Here is a 17,780-nt window from a genome sequence, read left to right on the forward strand (position 1 = left end):
GGATCGCCTGTCGGAATGCGGGCGCTCCAGTGCCTGAGAGCTTCTAGATGCTACTGACGCGGGCGGCGCCGATCCCGTATCTGACCACGCGTTTGCCGGTCGTCTGTGGCAAGTTTTCGATGACCCGTTCTTTGCGCGGGCATACCGGATCCGCCGGAGGGCGGCGGGGCTCTCCCAACGGCGCGCCCGCGGCGGGAACCGCCCGGCGCCGCCCCGGCGACCGCCCGTCCCGGATCCGGCCGCCGCCCCGGCGACCGGCCGCCACGTTGACGTTTCGCTGCTTTTCGGGTGGTATCGGGAGCGGTGGCGGGGTCCCGGTCAACGGAGATCGGAGCGAGAGACCGCCGCCGCGGCCGTGGACCGAGCATCATCTCCCCTTGTACGGGCACACGGACGCCGACGCGAGTCCGGAACCACCAAGCACCTCACAAAGGAGTGAGAGCGACATGCCGCTCGAAGAGGCCAAGGACGAACTGCTGAGGAGTGCCGCGGCGACCTGCGCGCACACACCCGGCGGCGACTGCGGCGGCGCGGAGGACGCGCTCGCCTTCCTGCGGCTCTACTACCGGCACGTCGCGCCGGAGGACCTGCTGGACCGCGACCCGGTCAACGTGTACGGCCCCGCGACCGCCCACCGGCAGCTCGCCGAGCGGCGCCCGGCGGGCCGGGCCCTGGTGCGCGCCTACACGCCCAACCTGGAGGAGCACGGCTGGGACCCCGGCCGCTCGGTCGTCGAGGTGGTCACCGACGACATGTCCTTCCTGGTCGACTCCGTGACGATGGAGCTCAACCGGCACGAGATCGCCACCCACCTGATCGTCCACCCGCAGATGCGGGTGCGCCGGGACGTGACCGGCAGGCTGCTCGGCGAGGGCGAGGACGCCGCCGGGCAGACGATCGTCGAGTCCTGGATGCACTTCGAGATCGACCGGCAGAGCGACGCCGCCGTGCTCCGTCGGCTCGAGGCCGACCTGCAGCGGGTCCTGTCGGACGTGCGCTACGCCGTGGAGGACTTCCCCAAGATGCGGGCGCTGGCGCTGCGCACCGCCGAGGACGTCTCCGTCGCCCCGCCGCCGATCGAGCCCGCCGCGGCCGAGGACGACATGGAGCTGCTGCGCTGGCTCGCCGACGGGCACTTCACCTTCCTCGGCTACCGCGAGTACCGCCTGGAGCACGGCGAGCAGGGCGACGAGCTGCGCGGAGTGCCCGGGACCGGGCTGGGCATCCTCCGGCACGACACGGCCGGCTCGGGCAGCTTCGCCGCGCTCCCGCCGGAGCTGCGCGCCAAGGCCCGCGAGAAACAGCAGATGCTGATCATCACCAAGGCCAACACCCGCGCCACCGTGCACCGTCCGGCCTACCTCGACTACGTGGGGGTCAAGCTCTTCGACGCCGCGGGCGAGGTCGTCGGCGAGCGCCGTTTCCTCGGCCTGTTCACCCACGCCGCCTACAGCGAGTCGATCACCCGTGTCCCGGTGCTCCGCCGCAAGCTGGCCGAGGTCCTGGAGAAGGCCGGACTGCGCGCCGAGAGCCACGACGGCAAGGACCTCATCGAGATCCTGGAGACCTACCCCCGCGACGAGCTCTTCCAGACCTCGGCGGACCAGCTGCTCCCGATCGCGCTCGGCGTGCTCCGGCTCCGCGAGCGCAAGCAGGTCAAGGTCTTCCTCCGCCCCGACGACTACGGCCGCTACGTCTCCTGCCTGATCTACCTGCCGCGCGACCGCTACACCACCAAGATCCGCCTCAGGATGCAGGAGATCCTCCTCAGGACGCTCGGCGGCGCCTCCCTCGACTACAGCGCGATGATCGGCGAGTCGGCCCTGGCCCGGCTCCACGTGGTCGTCCGCGGCGAGCGGGGCAGGCGGATGGGGGCCGACGAGGTCGACATGGGCGAGCTGGAGGCCGTGCTGGCCGCCGCCACCCGCTCGTGGGAGGACGACCTGGCCGCGGCCATCACCGAGCTGAGCCCGCACGCGGACGCGCCCCGGCTGGTCCGCCGCTACGCCGCCGCCTTCCCCGAGGGTTACAAGGCGGACTTCCCGCCCCGGATGGCGGTGGCCGACATCCGCCGGCTGGAGGCCCTGGCGCAGGTCGCGGCGCAGGCGCCCGACGCGATCGAGATGAACCTCTACGAGCCCTACGACGCGCCGGAGGGCGAGCGCCGGTTCAAGCTCTACCGGATCGGCGAGCCGATCTCCCTGTCGCTGGTGCTCCCGCTGCTGCAGCGGATGGGCGTCGAGGTGGTCGACGAGCGCCCCTACGAGATCGACCTCGACAACGACCCGGCGACGAAGGACGCCTGGATCTACGACTTCGGCCTGCGCTACACCCCCTCGCCGGAGGTCGACCGGGACGCCTTCAAGCAGCTCTTCCAGGACGCGTTCGGCGCGCTGTGGCGGGGCCGGGTGGAGAGCGACGGCTTCAACGCGCTCGTGCCGGCCGCCGGGCTGACCTGGGAGCAGGCCGAGATCCTGCGGATCTACGCCAAGTACCTGCGCCAGGCCGGGACCGCCTTCAGCCAGGACTACATCGAGCGCGTGCTGCTGGGCAACGTCCGGCTGGCGCGGCTGCTGGTGCGCCTGTTCGAGGCCCGGCTCGACCCCTGCCGGCCGGAGGAGGTCCGCGGCGACCTGGCAGACGCGCTGCACGAGGAGATCCTCGGCGCGCTGGACGACGTCGCCTCCCTGGACGAGGACCGGATCCTGCGGGCCTACCTGGAGATGATCCAGGCCACGCTCCGGACCAACTACTTCCAGCGGGCGGGTGGCGAGCGCAAGCCGTACATCGCGCTGAAGCTCGACTCGCCCTCGATCAGCGTGCTGCCGCTGCCCCGGCCGAAGATCGAGGTCTTCGTCTACTCGCCCCGGGTCGAGGGGGTGCACCTGCGCTTCGGGAAGGTCGCCCGGGGCGGCCTGCGCTGGTCGGACCGGATGGAGGACTTCCGCACCGAGGTCCTCGGCCTGGTCAAGGCGCAGATGGTGAAGAACACCGTCATCGTCCCGACCGGCTCCAAGGGCGGCTTCGTGGTGAAGAACCCGCCCAAGTCCGGCCGGCGGGAGGACCTGCAGGCCGAGGGCGTCGCCTGCTACCGGATGTTCATCTCCGGCCTGCTCGACCTCACCGACAACCTCGTCGGCGGACGGGTGGTCCCGCCCGCCGACACGGTCCGGCACGACGGGGACGACACCTACCTCGTGGTGGCGGCCGACAAGGGCACCGCGACCTTCTCCGACATCGCCAACGAGGTCGCGCGGGAGTACGGCTTCTGGCTGGGCGACGCCTTCGCCTCCGGCGGCTCGGTCGGCTACGACCACAAGGGCATGGGCATCACCGCCCGCGGCGCCTGGGAGTCGGTCAAGTACCACTTCCGCAGCCTCGGCGTGGACGTGCAGAGCACCGACTTCACCGTCGTCGGCATCGGCGACATGTCGGGCGACGTGTTCGGCAACGGCATGCTGCTCTCCCAGCACATCCGGCTGGTGGCGGCCTTCGACCACCGGCACGTCTTCATCGACCCCCACCCCGACGCCGCGCGCGGTTACGCCGAGCGCGCCCGGCTGTTCGCGCTCCCGCGCAGCTCCTGGGCCGACTACGCGCCCGAGCTGATCTCCGCGGGGGGCGGCGTCTGGCCGCGCACCGCCAAGTCGATCCCGCTCTCACCGCAGGCGCGCGCCGCGCTCGGCATCCCCGACGAGGTCTCCGCGCTGCCCCCGAACGAGCTGATCAGCGCCATCCTGAAGGCCCCGGTGGACCTGCTGTGGAACGGCGGCATCGGCACCTACGTCAAGGCGTCGTCGGAGTCGCACGCCGACGTCGGCGACAAGGCCAACGACGGCGTGCGCGTCGACGCACGCGACCTGCGCTGCAAGGTGGTCGGGGAGGGCGGCAACCTGGGTCTGACCCAGCTCGCCCGGATCGAGTACGCGCTGGGCGGCGGGCTGGCCAACACCGACTTCATCGACAACTCCGCGGGCGTGGACACCTCCGACCACGAGGTGAACATCAAGATCCTGCTGGACAAGGCGGTCCGCGACGGCGAGCTCACCGACAAGCAGCGCAACCAGCTCTTCCTCGACATGACCGACGAGGTCGCCGAGCTGGTCCTGCGGGACAACTACGACCAGAACGTGGTGCTGGCCGCCGCCCGCGCGCAGGCGCCCGAGATGCTCCACATCCACGCGCGCTACCTGCGCAGGCTGGAGCGCGCCGGGCTGGTCAACCGGGAGCTGGAGTTCCTGCCGTCGGACAAGACGCTCGCCGAGCGGCGCCAGGCCGGGCTCGGCCTGACCGCGCCGGAGTTCTCGGTGCTGCTGGCCTACACCAAGCTGGTGGTGGACGCCGAGATCCTCGCCTCGGACCTGCCCGACGACCCCTACCTGGAGTCGTGGCTGGTGTCCTACTTCCCGTCGGCGCTGCGGGAGCGCTTCCGCCCGTTCATGGACGGCCACCCGCTCCGCCGGGAGATCATCACCACCTGCGTGGTGAACGACCTGGTCAACTCCAGCGGCACCACCTTCATGTTCCGGGTGGGCGAGGAGAGCGGCGCGTCCAGCGTGGACATCGCCCGCGCCTACCTCGTCACCCGGGAGGTCTTCGACCTGAACAGCTTCTGGCGGGCGATCGAGGAGCTGGACAACAAGGTGGACGTCGCCACCCAGATGGCCATGGAGCTGGAGGCCCGCAAGCTGTGCGAGCGCGGCACCCGCTGGCTGCTCGGCAACCGCCGCCCGCCGCTGGACCTGGCCTCCACGGTCGGCTTCTTCGCCAAGGGCATGAACGGCCTGCTGCCGCACCTGCCCAAGCTGCTGACCGGCTCCGACCTGGCGGCCTTCGAGGACCGCAGGGACTCCTTCGCCGCCCGCGGCGTCCCCGAGGACCTCGCCGAGCGGGTCGCCGCGATGGTCCCGGCCTACTCGACCTTCGACCTGGTCGAGATCTCCGCGAGCACCGGCCGCCCGGTCGACGAGGCGGCCGAGGTCTACTTCGACCTGGCCGACCGGCTCCGCCTGGCCGGGCTGCGCGAGCGGATCATCGCGCTGCCCCGCGACGACCGGTGGAACTCCATGGCCCGGGCCGCGCTCCGCGACGACCTGTACGCCGCGCACGCCGCGCTCACCCGCAGCGTGCTGGTGGACAGCGAATCCGGGCTCTCGCCGGAGGAGCGGCTCGCGCACTGGAGCGAGGTGAACGCGGCGGCGGTCGCCCGGGCCCGGCAGACGCTCTCGGAGATCTGGGAGAGCGACGACTTCGACCTCGCGACGCTCTCGGTGGCGCTGCGCGCCGTCCGCACGCTGGTGGGCTCCACCGCCCTGCCGCACACGGAGCGCTGAGCACGGAGCGCTGAACCGGCCGGCGGGCGCGGGCGTTCCCCGCGCCCGCCCGGGCGCGGGCCCCGCCTCAGGACACGTTCACCCGGGTGATGCCGCCGCGGTAGCCGATGACCCGCGCGAGCTCGCCGCTGCCCTTGGCCGGGACCACGCTCACGTACTGCTGCGTCTCCACGGTGCGCAGCTCATCGCGCGCGTACGGCTCGGAGGTCAGCCCCCGGGCCTGGCGGGGGATCTCGATGTACGGCGCGCAGGGGTCGACCTTGATCGTCCGGGTCGTCGTCCTGATCAGCGAGTACATGACCAGGGCGCCGCCGTCCGCGGTGCGCAGCGCGTGGACCGGGTAGCCGGCCGCGGCGAAGATCGAGTCGTAGCCGAGGCAGCCCTCCCGCTTCTCCTCCGTGCGCGCGGCCGCGATCTCGGCCGCGTGCGCGGTGGTGTGCGGGCCCTCGGCGATCAGCCCGGCGGCGAACCCCGCCGTGCCCTCCTCGGCCGTGGTCGCGTGCAACGGCGCCATCAGCCGGGGACTGATCGCGACGGTCATGTCGTCCTCGGCCAGCGCGGTGACGTACCCCTCGTCGTCCAGGGCCACCTCGGGGAGCTCGGCGTCCAGCAGGGACAGGGAGCTGACCTGCCAGTCGCCCTGCCCCTGCCGCACCAGCGTCAGCACGGCCGCGCGGTCCTGGCCCGAGGAGTCCCTGCGGTCCACGACCGCGGCGAACCACAGGACCCCCTGCTGCACCCGGGGGACCAGCAGCCGGGGCTCGCCCCAGGTGTGGGGGGAGGGCTTCTCGCCGGTGGCCTCCGCGGTCTCGTAGGCCGCCTGGATCAGCGCCAGGTGCCCGTCCCGGGCCTGCTTGAGCAGATGGTGGCGGTCCGCGAGCACCGTGGGGACGGCCGAACCGAGGACCTCGTCGGCGGCGAGGATCTCCTTCAGCGCCCGGCCCGCCTCCTCCAGCGTGAGCGCGGGGCGCGCGGAGGACGCCGGAGTGGAGGAGGCGCCCCGGGAGGTGGAGGTCGGGGCCGGCGCCGCGTCCCCGGAGGTGGAGCAGGCCGCGGTCGTCAGCGCCAGGGCCAGGGCGAGGGCCGGCGCCAGGGGCAGGCCCGTGCGCAGGGCTCCGGGGAGCGCGCGCAGCCGTCGTCGCTCCTGTGCCCGCACGCTCGCCTCCCGATCGGTCCCCGCCGCGGCGCCCATGGTATGGCCTGCCCGCCGCAGAGGCGGCCCGCGCCGTACACAACGGGGCGCGGTGGTCGCGTACCCTTTACAGACGTGGCAGTCATCGACCCGGCAGAAGAGATCAACGAGCTTACCGGCACGCTGAGGAGCATTCAGGACGTGCTGGACCTCGACGCGATGCGCAAGCAGATCGAGGAGCTGGAGGAGCAGGCCGCCGCGCCCGACCTCTGGAACGACCAGGAGCGCGCCCAGAAGGTCACCAGCAAGCTGTCCTACATGCAGGGCGAGGTCAACCGGATCGAGGCCCTCGGGCAGCGACTGGAGGACCTGACGGTGCTCTACGAACTCGCCGAGGCCGAGGACGACCCCGACACCCGCGAGGAGGCCGGCCGCGAGCTGGAGGCCCTGCGCGGCGACATCGGCGCCCTGGAGGTCCGCACCCTGCTCTCCGGGGAGTACGACGCGCGCGAGGCGGTCGTCACCATCAACTCCCAGGCGGGCGGGGTGGACGCCGCCGACTGGGCCCAGATGCTGCTGCGGATGTACCTGCGCTGGGCCGAGCGCAAGGGCTACCCGACGGAGGTCTACGAGACCTCCTACGCCGAGGAGGCCGGCATCAAGTCGGCGACCTTCACGGTCAAGGCGCCCTACGCCTACGGCACGCTCCGCGGCGAGCACGGCACCCACCGGCTGGTCCGGATCAGCCCCTTCGACAACCAGGGGCGCCGGCAGACCTCCTTCGCGGGCGTGGACGTGGTCCCCGTCGTCGAGACGACCGACCACATCGACATCAACGAGGACGACCTGCGGGTCGACGTCTACCGGTCCTCGGGCCCGGGCGGGCAGGGCGTCAACACCACCGACTCAGCGGTCCGCATCACCCACCTGCCCACCGGCATCGTGGTCTCCTGCCAGAACGAGCGCTCCCAGCTGCAGAACAAGGCGACCGCGATGGCCGTCCTGCAGTCCAAGCTGCTGGAGCGCAAGCGGCAGGAGGAGGCGGCGGCGCTGAGCGAGATCCGGGGCGAGTCCACCACCTCGTGGGGCACCCAGATCCGCAACTACGTGCTGCACCCGTACCAGATCGTGAAGGACCTGCGGACGGGCACCGAGGCGGGCAGCCCGAGCGCGGTGCTGGACGGCGACCTCGACGCCTTCATCGAGGCGGAGATCCGCTGGCTGCGCCGCCAGGAGTCGGACGCGACGGCGAAGGCGTAAGGCCGGACGGGACCCGCCGGGGCCCGGCGGGGCCTGACAGGGCCCGCGCCGGAGACCCCGAGCGGGACCTGCGGCCGTCGCGGGGCCGTACGGACGTCGCGGGCCGCCCCGAGGGGCGGTCCGGAGGCGTGCGGGCTCAGGCCCCCGACAGGTGCTTCAGCACCAGGGTCAGGAAGCACAGCACGATGAGCGCCAGCGCGACCACCGCCGGGGTCATCGGGCCCAGGCCCATCTGGTGCATGCGGTCGCGGTTGGCCCGGCACAGGGGGCAGCGGCCCTCCGCGACGGGGTGGGCGCACCGCGCGCAGACCAGGTCGTCACAGCTCATGGATCGCCTCCAGGGTGGAGACCCCGGCGGCCGGGGCCGGGGCGGGGACGCGGAACGGCCGATCGTGGTGGCTCCCCGACAGGTCTTCCCCGCTGGGTCCCACCCACTTTATGCGGTCGTTACCGCGCGTCGAATCGTTTTGTTTCCGTTATGGACCTTCCATGCCGGTCTTCCCCCTAGACTGGGCTCCGGCCAACCGGAACGTCGAACTCGGTAAAGATCGGCGCCCCCCGGCCGGCGAGAGGCGGAAAGTGGACCTCTGCCACTACCGCGACCGTCCTAACCCCTAGACTGGCATGCCGTGATGCGCCCGTGATCCATTTTGATAACGTCACCAAGGTCTACGCGAACCAGAACCGCCCCGCGTTGGACCACGTCAGCGTGGACGTCGACAAGGGTGAGTTCGTGTTCCTCGTCGGCCCTTCGGGGTCCGGGAAGTCGACTTTCCTCCGGCTGATCCTGAAGGAGGAGCGCCCCAACTCCGGGGCGATCCACGTCGCCGGCAAGGATCTCGCCCGGCTGTCCAACTTCAAGGTCCCGCACCTGCGCCGCCGGATCGGCTGCGTCTTCCAGGACTTCCGGCTGCTGCCGAACAAGAACGTCTACGAGAACGTCGCGTTCGCGCTGGAGGTCATCGGCAAGCCCCGCCGGTTCATCCGCAAGGTCGTGCCCGAGGTCGTCGAGCTCGTCGGCCTGGAGGGCAAGGCCCACCGGATGCCCGACGAGCTGTCCGGCGGCGAGCAGCAGCGGGTCGCGATGGCCCGCGCGTTCGTCAACCGGCCGATGATCCTCCTCGCGGACGAGCCCACCGGGAACATCGACCCGGCGACGAGCATCGGCATCATGAAGGTGCTCGACCGGATCAACCGGACGGGCACCACGGTCGTCATGGCCACGCACGACGCGGCCATCGTCGACTCCATGCGCAAGCGCGTGGTGGAACTGGAGGACGGCAAGATCGTCCGTGACCAGTCGCGTGGCGTGTACGGCCAGGCGTACTGAGATCCAGGACCCCTCAGAAGCGACAGCGACAGGAAGAGCATGCGGGCAAACTTCATCTTCTCCGAGGTCTGGATCGGCCTCCGGCGCAATGTCACGATGACCATCGCGGTCATCGTGACCGTGGCGGTCGGCATGGCGCTGCTCGGCGTCGGTCTGATGATCAACTCACAGATCACCGGCATGAAGGACTTCTGGGCGGACAAGGTCGAGGTCTCGGTCTTCCTGTGCAAGAAGAACGACCCCTTCCCGCAGTGCAAGGGCAGCGGCGGCGTCGACGAGAAGGAACGGGCCGAGCTGCAGGCCCAGATCGAGGCGCTGGCCCAGGTCGAGCGGGTCGAGTTCGAGGACGCCGCCATGGCCTTCGAGAACTTCAAGGCGCAGAACGCCAGCAACCCCGTGATGACCTCGGCGATCCAGGTCGAGGACATGCCGGAGTCCTTCCGCGTCAAGCTCAAGGACCCCGAGACCTACGCCGAGGTCATCGAGCACCTCAAGGGCGCTCCGGGCGTCTCCAACGTGATCAACCAGAAGGAACTGCTGGAGAAGTTCTTCGGCCTGCTGGAGAAGCTCCGCTGGGCGGCGCTGATGATCGCGATCATCCTGGTCTTCGCCGCCTTCCTGCTGATCGGCAACACGGTGCGACTGTCGGCCTTCAGCCGGCGCCGCGAGACGGGCATCATGCGGCTGGTGGGCGCCTCGAACCTCTACATCCAGCTCCCGTTCGTGATGGAGGGCGTCATCGCGGGCCTGGTCGGCGGCGTGGTGGCCGCGGTGCTGCTGATCGTCAGCAAGGTCTTCCTCTTCGACAGCGTGCAGACCTACCTCGGCGGCAGCGCCCAGCTCAGCTGGGAGACCCTCGCCTCGATCATCAGCCTCACGATGGTGATCGGCGTGCTCATCTGTATCGTCGCCTCCTTCGTCACGCTCCGCCGGTACCTGCGGGTGTGAGGCGTCCCGGTAGGCTCCTGGCATGCCACGTGAGACCGGGCGGAAGGTCATCGCCCAGAACAAGCGTGCCCGGCACGACTACCACATCGAGGACACCTACGAGGCCGGCCTCGTGCTGCAGGGCACCGAAGTGAAGTCGCTGCGCCTGGGCCGCGCCTCCCTCACCGACGGGTACGCCACCGTCAAGGACGGCGAGGTGTGGCTGATCAACGTGCACATCCCCGAGTACACGATGGGGACGTGGACGAACCACGCGGCGCGGCGCACCCGCAAGGCGCTCCTGCACCGCAAGGAGATCGACAAGCTGGCCGCCAAGACGAAGGAGGGCGGCCTGACCATCGTGCCGCTCTCCCTGTACTTCAAGGACGGACGCGCGAAGGTCGAGCTCGGCCTGGCGCGGGGCAAGAAGGACTGGGACAAGCGGCAGACGCTGGCCGAGAAGCAGGCCAAGCGGGAGATGGCCCGCGTGCTCAGGCACAGGAACCGGTGATCGTGACGGGGAAGACCCGCAGGAGGGCCGCCGCGGCGCTCGCGCTGGCGGCGGCGGTCCCCCTGCTGTCCGCGTGCACCCAGGAGCCCTCGGCCCACGAGGCGGTCCGTGACTTCCTGGTCGGCTGGCAGACCGGTGACTACGTCCTGGCCGCCCGGCGGACCGACGGCGACGAGAAGAAGGTGCGCCAGGCGCTGGAGGACGCGCGCGTCCAGCTCGACGCGGCCTCCTTCCGGTTCGAGCTCACCGGGATCCGGCGGGCCGGCGACGAGGCCGAGGCCGACTTCGAGGCCGAGGTCGACCTGGGGGAGAACAACCCCCTGTGGGAGTACGACGGCCGGCTCCCGCTCCACCTGGTGGACGGCCGCTGGAAGGTGCGCTGGTCGCCCGGCGTGCTCCACCCCGAGCTGCGCGAGGGGCAGCGCTTCGCGGTGAAGGTGGAGTCCGAGAGCCGCCAGCCGATCGTGGACCGCAACAACGACCCGCTCCAGCAGCCCGCCAAGATGCACGTCGCCAGCGTCGTCCCGTCCAAGCTGGACGACGCGGCCGGGCTCTGCGAGCGGTTGTCCAAGGTGACGGGCTTCCCGCAGGACCGGCTGCTGAGCCGGATCCGCTCCGCCAGCCCCAGCGACCAGGTGCCGCTGGTCACCTTCGGTCGGCTCCGCTTCGCCCAGCTCCGCTCGGAGCTGGAGGCCATCGAGGGCCTGGAGTTCTCCGTCCGGGAGCTGGCGGTCGCGCCCGACGCGCCCACCCAGGTCGTGGGCACCGTCACCGCCGTCACGCCGGAGACCGAGCAGCAGCTCGGCGGGCCGCAGCGGGCCGGGGACACCGTCGGCAGGAGCGGGCTGCAGAAGGCCTACCAGGAGCACCTGACCGGCTCGACGGAGACCAGCGTCATCACCGTGGACCTCAAGACGCTCCAGCCCGTCGCCGAGCTGGCCAAGTGGCGGCCCGGCCGTACCGCCTCGCCGGTGCGCACCACGCTCGACCGGAGCGTCCAGGCCGCCGCCGACGGCGCGCTCGCCGCGGGCGGGCCGGGCATGATGGTCGCGGTCCAGGGCTCGACCGGCCAGATCCTGGCCGTCGGCGGCACCAAGGAGTACCACCAGGAGAAGGACCCGCCGGCGCTGGCCGGGAAGTTCCCCGCCGGGACCGCGTTCTCCGTGATGGCCGTGGAAGGGCTGCTCAAGTCCGAGGTGGACCTGGAGCAGAAGCTCTCCTGCCCGGCCGAGCGGACCGTCGGCGGGGCCAGGTTCCACCAGACGGGAGCGCTCACCGGCGGCACGCCCACCGTCAAGGCCAGCTTCGCCGGCGGGTGCGTGACCGCGCTGGCCTCGCTCGCCCGCAGGGTCGACGGCGCGGAGCTGACGGCCGGCGCGGCGAAGTTCGGCATCGGCGCGGAGTGGACGCTCCCGCTGAAGTCCTTCAGCGGCTCGGTGGACCCGCTGCGGACGGACGCGGCCACCGCCAGGGCCCTCGCCGGGCAGAACGTCTGGGTCAGCCCGCTGTCCATGGCGCTGGTCGCGGGAGCGGTCTCCTCCGGCACCTGGCGCCCGCCGGTCCTGGTCACCGAGCCGGCCTCGCAGGATCCGGCCGACGAGGCCGAGCCGGTCAAGACGGTGCCCCCGGTCGACCTCGACGACGAGACGGTCGACACCCTCCGCTCCCTCATGCGCGCCGGGGTGACCTCGGGCTCGGCCAGGGCCGCCGCGGCGCAGGGGGATCCGGTGCACGGCATCACCGCCGCCGCGTCCGCCGGCGGCAAGCCGCTGTCCTGGTTCGTCGGCTGGCAGGGGGACGTGGCGGTGGCGGTGCTCGTGCAGAGCACGGACTCCACGGCCGGGGCGGCCGTGGCCGGCCGGTTCTTCCAGAAGCTGGGCGAGGGCGCGTGACAGAGGCGCGCAGGCCGGAGCGGGGCCGGTGACGGGGTCCGCGGCAGGGTCGTGACCGGAGCCGGTGGCGGAGTCCCTGGCGGGACGCAGGGCGGGACGTGTGGCGGAGCCCGTGGCAGGTCGCGTGGCGCGGCCGCCGGAAAAACATCTCCGGCCCGAGCAACCACAGGGCGGTCCGGCTGCGTCCTTCCATGTGACTGAGCACCGCTCGGGGGGTTGCGGACTCAGTCGCCGTGATGAGAACAGGGCTTCATCTCGGGGGAGGCCCTGGCCGTCAGGACCGGCTCGACCCTGCCGGTCGCGCCCCCCAGGACGCGTGCGAGACGCCGCGCCCTGGGGGGTTTCCCATGTCTTCGCCCCGGAGGGGACCCGGCGGGAATCCCGCGGGCCCGAGCGGTGTTGTAACCAGCGTCCGTGAGGGCACCGGGACACCGGGGACCTCCACCGGAGATCTCCTGGGCGCCGTCACCGGCGGCGGGAATCCGGTTGGCGCCGACGGTGTTGTAACCGGTATCTTCGGATGGTCCGCCCCTCCTCGTGGGGAGCGGGTTGACAACTCAACAGGGGGGTGACTGGTTTCGACTTTGGCTTTGCAAGTCAGGGGAAGCGGGTCGAGGACTGCGGACATAACCTCGTTAATCCTGTGACCGCGAACAATAAGTGCCAATAAGAAGCACTCCGAGGTCAGCCAGGGTTCCCTGGCCCTCGCCGCCTAAGCAGCGAGGAACCTCTGCCGGCCCGGGATCGCCTCCGGCCCGGATCCGGCATCGCTAGGAGGCTCAACCGCGAGACCCGGCCACGGGGTCGAGCGGGAAATCTAACAGTGGCTGAGCCCGTCGGCGACTCGCCTGCGTGATCGCCGGGGCTGAGAAAATCACAGCAGGCTGCACCCGGAGAAGCCCTGTCTTGGAGTTGAAGGACGCGGGTTCGATTCCCGCCACCTCCACCCCCGTTCCGCGCCCGTACGTACGACGCGGAGCAGCAGATCGCCGGAGGGCGGTCGGCCGGCGTTCACCGCCGCCCGGCCGCCCTCCGTGTTTCTTCCTGCGGTTCCGTCCGCGCTGTCCCGCTGTGCGCCTCCCACCGTGAGGGGCGCAGGTCAGGACAGCCCGCTCGTGTCGAGTGCGGAGGAGAGTGGGGCGGGCAGATCGAGGGGTTTGCCGGACTCCGCCCTGGCGGTGCGGGTGTAGTGACCGCTTTCCGGGTCCCAGTGGACGACCACCTCGCACCGCTCGCGATCGACGAGCAGGTAGATGGGGATGGCGGCTTCGGCGTACGCTCTGAGCTTCTCCACCCGGTCCACGTCCGGTTCGCTGGAGGTCACCTCCAGGAGCATGACGACCCCGGCGGGATCGGCCCACTCCGGCTGCCCTCGGAAGTTCCCCTTGGGGGCCACGGTGCCATCGGGTATGGCACGCCCTGTCCGGTATGCGGGGATGACCAGACCGCGCGCGCCCTGGGTGCGGAGGTCGAGGTGGTGAGCCCGGATCTGGTCGTCGATCTCGGTGACGTCCTCATGTCGGCGGAACCGTACGGTGTTCTCAGATGCAGGCCGGGCGCGGAACGAGGGCGTCGGCAGGTGCGCTGGTTTACTGATCACCATGACGAATCTCCGTGACAAGGCCGAACTCTTCCACTCCCTGCACGCCCGGGAGGGCCGTCCGCTGGTCCTGGCCAACGCCTGGGACGTCGCCAGCGCCCTGATCGTCGAGGAGGCGGGCGCGGAGGCGGTCGCCACGACCAGCGCCGGGGTGGCCTGGAGCCTCGGCGCCCCCGACGGCGACCGGCTGGACCGGGACCGGGCCGTCGACCTCGTCGCGCGGATCGCCGCGGCGGTGCGCGTGCCGGTCACCGCCGACATCGAGAGCGGGTTCGGCGACACGCCCGAGGAGGTCGGCGAGACCGTCCGGCGGGTGATCGAGGCCGGCGCGGTGGGGGTGAACATCGAGGACACCGTCCGGGACGGGGCCGCCTCGCTCCGCCCGGTGACCGAGCAGGCCGCCCGGCTCGCCGCGGCCCGCGCGGCGGCCGACGCGGCGGGCGTCCCCCTCTACATCAACGCGCGGGTGGACGTCTACCTGCGCGGCGCCGGGGACCCGGAGGCGCGGCTGGCGGCGACGCTGGAGCGCGCCGCCGCCTACCGGGAGGCCGGGGCGAGCGGGATCTTCGTCATCGGCGCCACCGACCCCGACACGATCGCGGCCCTGGCCAAGGGGGCGGGCCTGCCGCTGAACGTCTTCGGAGGACCGGGGGCGCCGCCCGTCGGCGAGCTGGCCGCCCTCGGCGCCGCCCGGATCAGCGTGGGCTCGGACCTCGCCGCGGCCGCCTACGCCCTCGCCCGGAGGGCGGCGCGGGAGCTGTACGGCGCGGGCACCTACACCGCCCTGGCGGACGGGATCGAATTCGGCGAGCTCAACGCCCTGCTGGCCCGCGGGCAGGGCTGAGGGAGGGCGCGGCGGGCCCCGCCCCGGCACGGCCCGCCGCGTCCTGCGGGCCCGTCACCCGTGGCCGCGCCGCCCGCCTCCGGCCGAGAACGGGCCGGTACGCGCCGGACGGCTGGATCACTCCTGAAGGCGGATCAGTCCTCGGAGAGCTCGCCCAGGGTGACGGTCACGGTGGCGGTGGAGCCGTCGGCGCGGATCAGGCCCACCTGGGCCTGCTCACCCGGCTTGAGGGCGGCGAGCGCCTCGGAGAGCGCCTGCGTGGTCGTGGTCTCGGTGCCGTTCACCGAGGTGATCACGTCGCCGGGCCGGATGCCCGCCTTGTCGGCGCCGCCGCCCGGGGTGACCCGCATGACGCCGACGCCCACCACGCCGCCGCCGGGACCGACGACGGTCTGCACCGAGACGCCGAGCGCGGCCCGGCGGGTGTTGGTGACCTTGCCGCCCCTGATGATCTGGCCGGCGATGTCGGTCACGGTGTTGGACGGGATCGCGAAGCCGATGCCCGGGGCCGCGCCGCCGCCGAGCTCCGGGTTGGTGGCGGCGAGGGTCGGGATGCCGATCACCTCGCCGGAGAGGTCGACCAGGGCGCCGCCGCTGTTGCCGGGGTTGATCGCGGCGGAGGTCTGGATCGCGTTGGTGATCGTGGCGCCGGGCGAGCCCTCGCTCTGCGGCTCGGTCACCGTACGGCCCAGCGCCGAGACGATGCCGTTGGTCACGCTGCCGGACAGGCCGAGCGGGTTGCCCATCGCCAGCACGATCTGGCCGACCCGGAGCCTGCCGGAGTCGCCGAACTTCGCGGGGGCGAGGCCGGAGGGGTCGTCCACTTTGATCACGGCCAGGTCGCCGAGCTCGAAGGACTCGACCAGCCGGGCGCTCCGGGGGGCGCCGCCGCTGGCGAGGGTGACCTCGAAGGTGGTGGCGTCGCCGATCACGTGGGCGTTGGTGACGATGTGCCCGGAGGCGTCGTAGACGACGCCCGAGCCCAGGCCGGTCCGCGTGTTGATCTGCACGATGGACGGCAGCACCCTGCCGATGACCCGCTCGTAGGCGTTCTCCAGCGCCGCGACCCCGCCCTCGACGGGGAGCGGGGGCGACGGGGCGGTGGCCGTGACACCGGGGGGCGGGGCGGTGGCCGGGTCGCCGGCGGGCCGGGCGCCGGTGCCCGTACTGCAGCCGGTGAGCGCCGCGGCCAGGGCGGTGAGCAGCGCGAGGTGGGTGAGCGGTCTCTCCATGCGGGGGTACTTTCCCGTCCTATAGGAAAAGATTGCTTTCCCTGTCCAGCCGGGGTCTCCTCGCCCGGAGCCTTTCCCGTCCTCCCCGTCCTCCCCGTCCGGGGACGTCCCGGACCGGCCGCGGGCTCCCGGAGCGGCGGCGCGCCCGGGGAACGGGCCGGATCAGGACGACAGGTAGGCCTCCCGGACGCTCGTGCGGCTGAGCTTGCCGGTGGGCGTGCGGGGCAGCTGCTCGCGGTACTCGATCACGCGGGGGTGCTTGAGCCTGGCGAGCCGCCCGGTGCAGTGGGCCAGCAGGTCCGCGGTGAGGTCCGGTCCGGGCTCGGCGCCCGGGGCGGGCTGGACGAGGGCGACGACCTTGTGCCCCCACTCCGGGTCCGGCACGCCGATCACCGCCACGTCCGCCACCGCGGGATGCTCCTGGAGCACCGCCTCCACCTCGGCGGGGTAGATGTTCACCCCGCCCGAGATGATCAGGTCGGTCCGCCGGTCGCAGAGGAACAGGTAGCCGTCGGAGTCGAGGTAGCCGATGTCGCCGGCGGTGTAGAGGCGGCCGCGCATGGAGGAGGCGGTCTTGGCCGGGTCCCCGTGGTACTCGAAGCGGTTGATGCCCTCGATGTAGACCATGCCGGGCTCGCCGGGCGGCAGTTCCTCGCCGTCCTCGCCGAGGACGACGAAGCGCATGCCCTCGACCGCCCGGCCGACCGTGCCCGGCCGCTCCAGCCACTCCTGCGAGGAGAGCATCGTGACCGCGGCGGCCTCGGTGGAGCCGTAGTAGTCCCAGAGCACCGGGCCGAACCAGTCGATCATCGCCCGCTTGGTGGCGGGCGGGCAGGGCGCGGCGCCGTGGTAGACGTGGGTCAGCGACGACAGGTCGTACTTCTCCCTGACCTCGGAGGGGAGGGCCAGGAGCCGGTGGAACATCGTCGGGACCATGAAGGTGTTGGTCACCCGGTACCGCTCGACCAGTGCCAGGACCTCCTCGGCGTCGAACCGCTCGGTGATCACGAGTGAGTGGCCGTAGTTGACGGCCATCATGGCCTGGCCGTACGGGGCGGAGTGGTAGAGCTGGGACAGGACCAGGTGGACGCCGCCGGACGGCAGGCCGAAGTGCCGCCAGCTCTTGCGCTCCAGGATCGGGAAGAGCTCCTCGGGCGTGAGCTCGATCAGCCGCCGGCGCACGCCCTTGGGCCTGCCGGTGGTGCCCGAGGTGTAGAGCATCATCGACCCGGCCCGGCGGGCGGGGGGCGGGGTGGCGGGGTGCCCCTCGGCGAGCGCGGCGACCTCCTCGAAGCCGCCCGGCACGGCGCCGGCGTACCGCTCGCAGCCGACCACCGCGCGCGCCGCGCAGTCGGAGATGATGTAGCCGATCTCCTCCGCGGTGTAGTGCCAGTTGACCGGGACGATGTACACGCCGATCTGGAAGGTCGCGAGCATCATCGTGACCATGTCGGCGCCGTTGGGCAGGACCGTCACCACGGTGTCGCCGGGTTCGGCGCCGCGGGCGAGCAGGCCGTGGGAGACCCGGTTGACGCGCTCGTGCAGCTCGCCGTACGTCAGCGGGGTGTCCCCCAGGACGGCGGCGCGCGCGGGGTCGGCGGTGGCGATCTCGTAGAAGCCCCTCATGGGCGTGACCATACAGAACGAAATTCTGTAAACGGAAGGGGAGAGCCCCGTCTCCGGTGAGGCGTGTGCCTGCGGCACAAAGCATCCCGGGAA

Annotated in this window: 12 protein-coding genes and 1 other RNA gene; 8 read left to right on the forward strand and 5 right to left on the reverse strand. The window is 71.9% G+C overall.

Annotated features, from left to right (window positions below):
• Positions 1 to 446 precede the first annotated feature (446 nt).
• On the forward strand, positions 447 to 5,333 hold the full coding sequence (locus tag ACFOWE_RS07345) for an NAD-glutamate dehydrogenase (RefSeq protein ID WP_377286281.1): 4,887 nt from the start codon (positions 447 to 449) through the stop codon (positions 5,331 to 5,333).
• A 67-nt stretch (positions 5,334 to 5,400) separates the two neighbouring features.
• Here ACFOWE_RS07345 and ACFOWE_RS07350 read toward each other — a convergent pair whose 3' ends face one another.
• Positions 5,401 to 6,489, reverse strand: a complete 1,089-nt coding sequence (locus ACFOWE_RS07350) for a hypothetical protein (protein ID WP_377286282.1) — start codon at positions 6,487 to 6,489, stop codon at positions 5,401 to 5,403.
• Positions 6,490 to 6,600: 111 nt separating this feature from the next.
• Between ACFOWE_RS07350 and prfB the strand changes: the two genes are divergently transcribed.
• The gene (gene prfB, locus ACFOWE_RS07355) at positions 6,601 to 7,725 is read left to right on the forward strand and encodes a peptide chain release factor 2 (RefSeq protein WP_377286284.1); all 1,125 of its coding nucleotides are present in this window, start codon (positions 6,601 to 6,603) and stop codon (positions 7,723 to 7,725) included.
• A gap of 136 nt (positions 7,726 to 7,861) precedes the next feature.
• On the opposite strand, the gene ACFOWE_RS07360 is transcribed toward prfB, so the two are convergent.
• On the reverse strand, positions 7,862 to 8,053 hold the full coding sequence (locus ACFOWE_RS07360; RefSeq protein WP_377286286.1) for a hypothetical protein: 192 nt from the start codon (positions 8,051 to 8,053) through the stop codon (positions 7,862 to 7,864).
• A 312-nt stretch (positions 8,054 to 8,365) separates the two neighbouring features.
• On the opposite strand from ACFOWE_RS07360, the gene ftsE reads away from it, so the two are divergent.
• The 5 genes from ftsE to ssrA all read left to right on the forward strand — a co-directional run bounded on the left by ftsE (position 8,366) and on the right by ssrA (position 13,334).
• A complete protein-coding gene (gene ftsE, locus ACFOWE_RS07365; RefSeq protein WP_043620538.1) occupies positions 8,366 to 9,055 on the forward strand; it encodes a cell division ATP-binding protein FtsE in 690 nt (229 codons plus the stop codon).
• Positions 9,056 to 9,094: 39 nt separating this feature from the next.
• A complete protein-coding gene (gene ftsX, locus ACFOWE_RS07370) occupies positions 9,095 to 10,003 on the forward strand; it encodes a permease-like cell division protein FtsX (RefSeq protein ID WP_377286287.1) in 909 nt (302 codons plus the stop codon).
• Positions 10,004 to 10,025: 22 nt separating this feature from the next.
• Positions 10,026 to 10,493: an SsrA-binding protein SmpB gene (gene smpB, locus ACFOWE_RS07375; protein WP_377286289.1), complete on the forward strand. Its 468-nt coding sequence runs from the start codon at positions 10,026 to 10,028 to the stop codon at positions 10,491 to 10,493.
• Between the two features lie 2 nt (positions 10,494 to 10,495).
• A complete protein-coding gene (locus ACFOWE_RS07380) occupies positions 10,496 to 12,385 on the forward strand; it encodes a penicillin-binding transpeptidase domain-containing protein (RefSeq protein ID WP_377286290.1) in 1,890 nt (629 codons plus the stop codon).
• Positions 12,386 to 12,949: 564 nt separating this feature from the next.
• Positions 12,950 to 13,334: a transfer-messenger RNA gene (gene ssrA, locus ACFOWE_RS07385) on the forward strand.
• 150 nt (positions 13,335 to 13,484) lie between these two features.
• Here ssrA and ACFOWE_RS07390 read toward each other — a convergent pair.
• Positions 13,485 to 13,988 (reverse strand): Uma2 family endonuclease, encoded by a 504-nt coding sequence (locus tag ACFOWE_RS07390; RefSeq protein ID WP_377286291.1) that lies wholly within the window; start codon positions 13,986 to 13,988, stop codon positions 13,485 to 13,487.
• On the opposite strand from ACFOWE_RS07390, the gene ACFOWE_RS07395 reads away from it, so the two are divergent.
• Positions 13,987 to 14,829, forward strand: a complete 843-nt coding sequence (locus ACFOWE_RS07395; protein ID WP_377286293.1) for an isocitrate lyase/PEP mutase family protein — start codon at positions 13,987 to 13,989, stop codon at positions 14,827 to 14,829. The genes ACFOWE_RS07390 and ACFOWE_RS07395 overlap by 2 nt on opposite strands.
• 134 nt (positions 14,830 to 14,963) lie before the next feature.
• Here ACFOWE_RS07395 and ACFOWE_RS07400 read toward each other — a convergent pair whose 3' ends face one another.
• Together ACFOWE_RS07400 and ACFOWE_RS07405 are read right to left on the reverse strand one after the other, a co-directional pair.
• On the reverse strand, positions 14,964 to 16,061 hold the full coding sequence (locus ACFOWE_RS07400) for a S1C family serine protease (RefSeq protein ID WP_377286294.1): 1,098 nt from the start codon (positions 16,059 to 16,061) through the stop codon (positions 14,964 to 14,966).
• Positions 16,062 to 16,223: 162 nt separating this feature from the next.
• Positions 16,224 to 17,687, reverse strand: coding sequence for an AMP-binding protein (locus ACFOWE_RS07405; protein WP_377286296.1), 1,464 nt, complete (start codon positions 17,685 to 17,687; stop codon positions 16,224 to 16,226).
• Between the last annotated feature and the right edge of the window lie 93 nt (positions 17,688 to 17,780).

Origin of the sequence: Planomonospora corallina (genome assembly GCF_042650625.1) — a bacterium.
Classification (GTDB): Bacteria; Actinomycetota; Actinomycetes; order Streptosporangiales; family Streptosporangiaceae; genus Planomonospora_B; species Planomonospora_B corallina.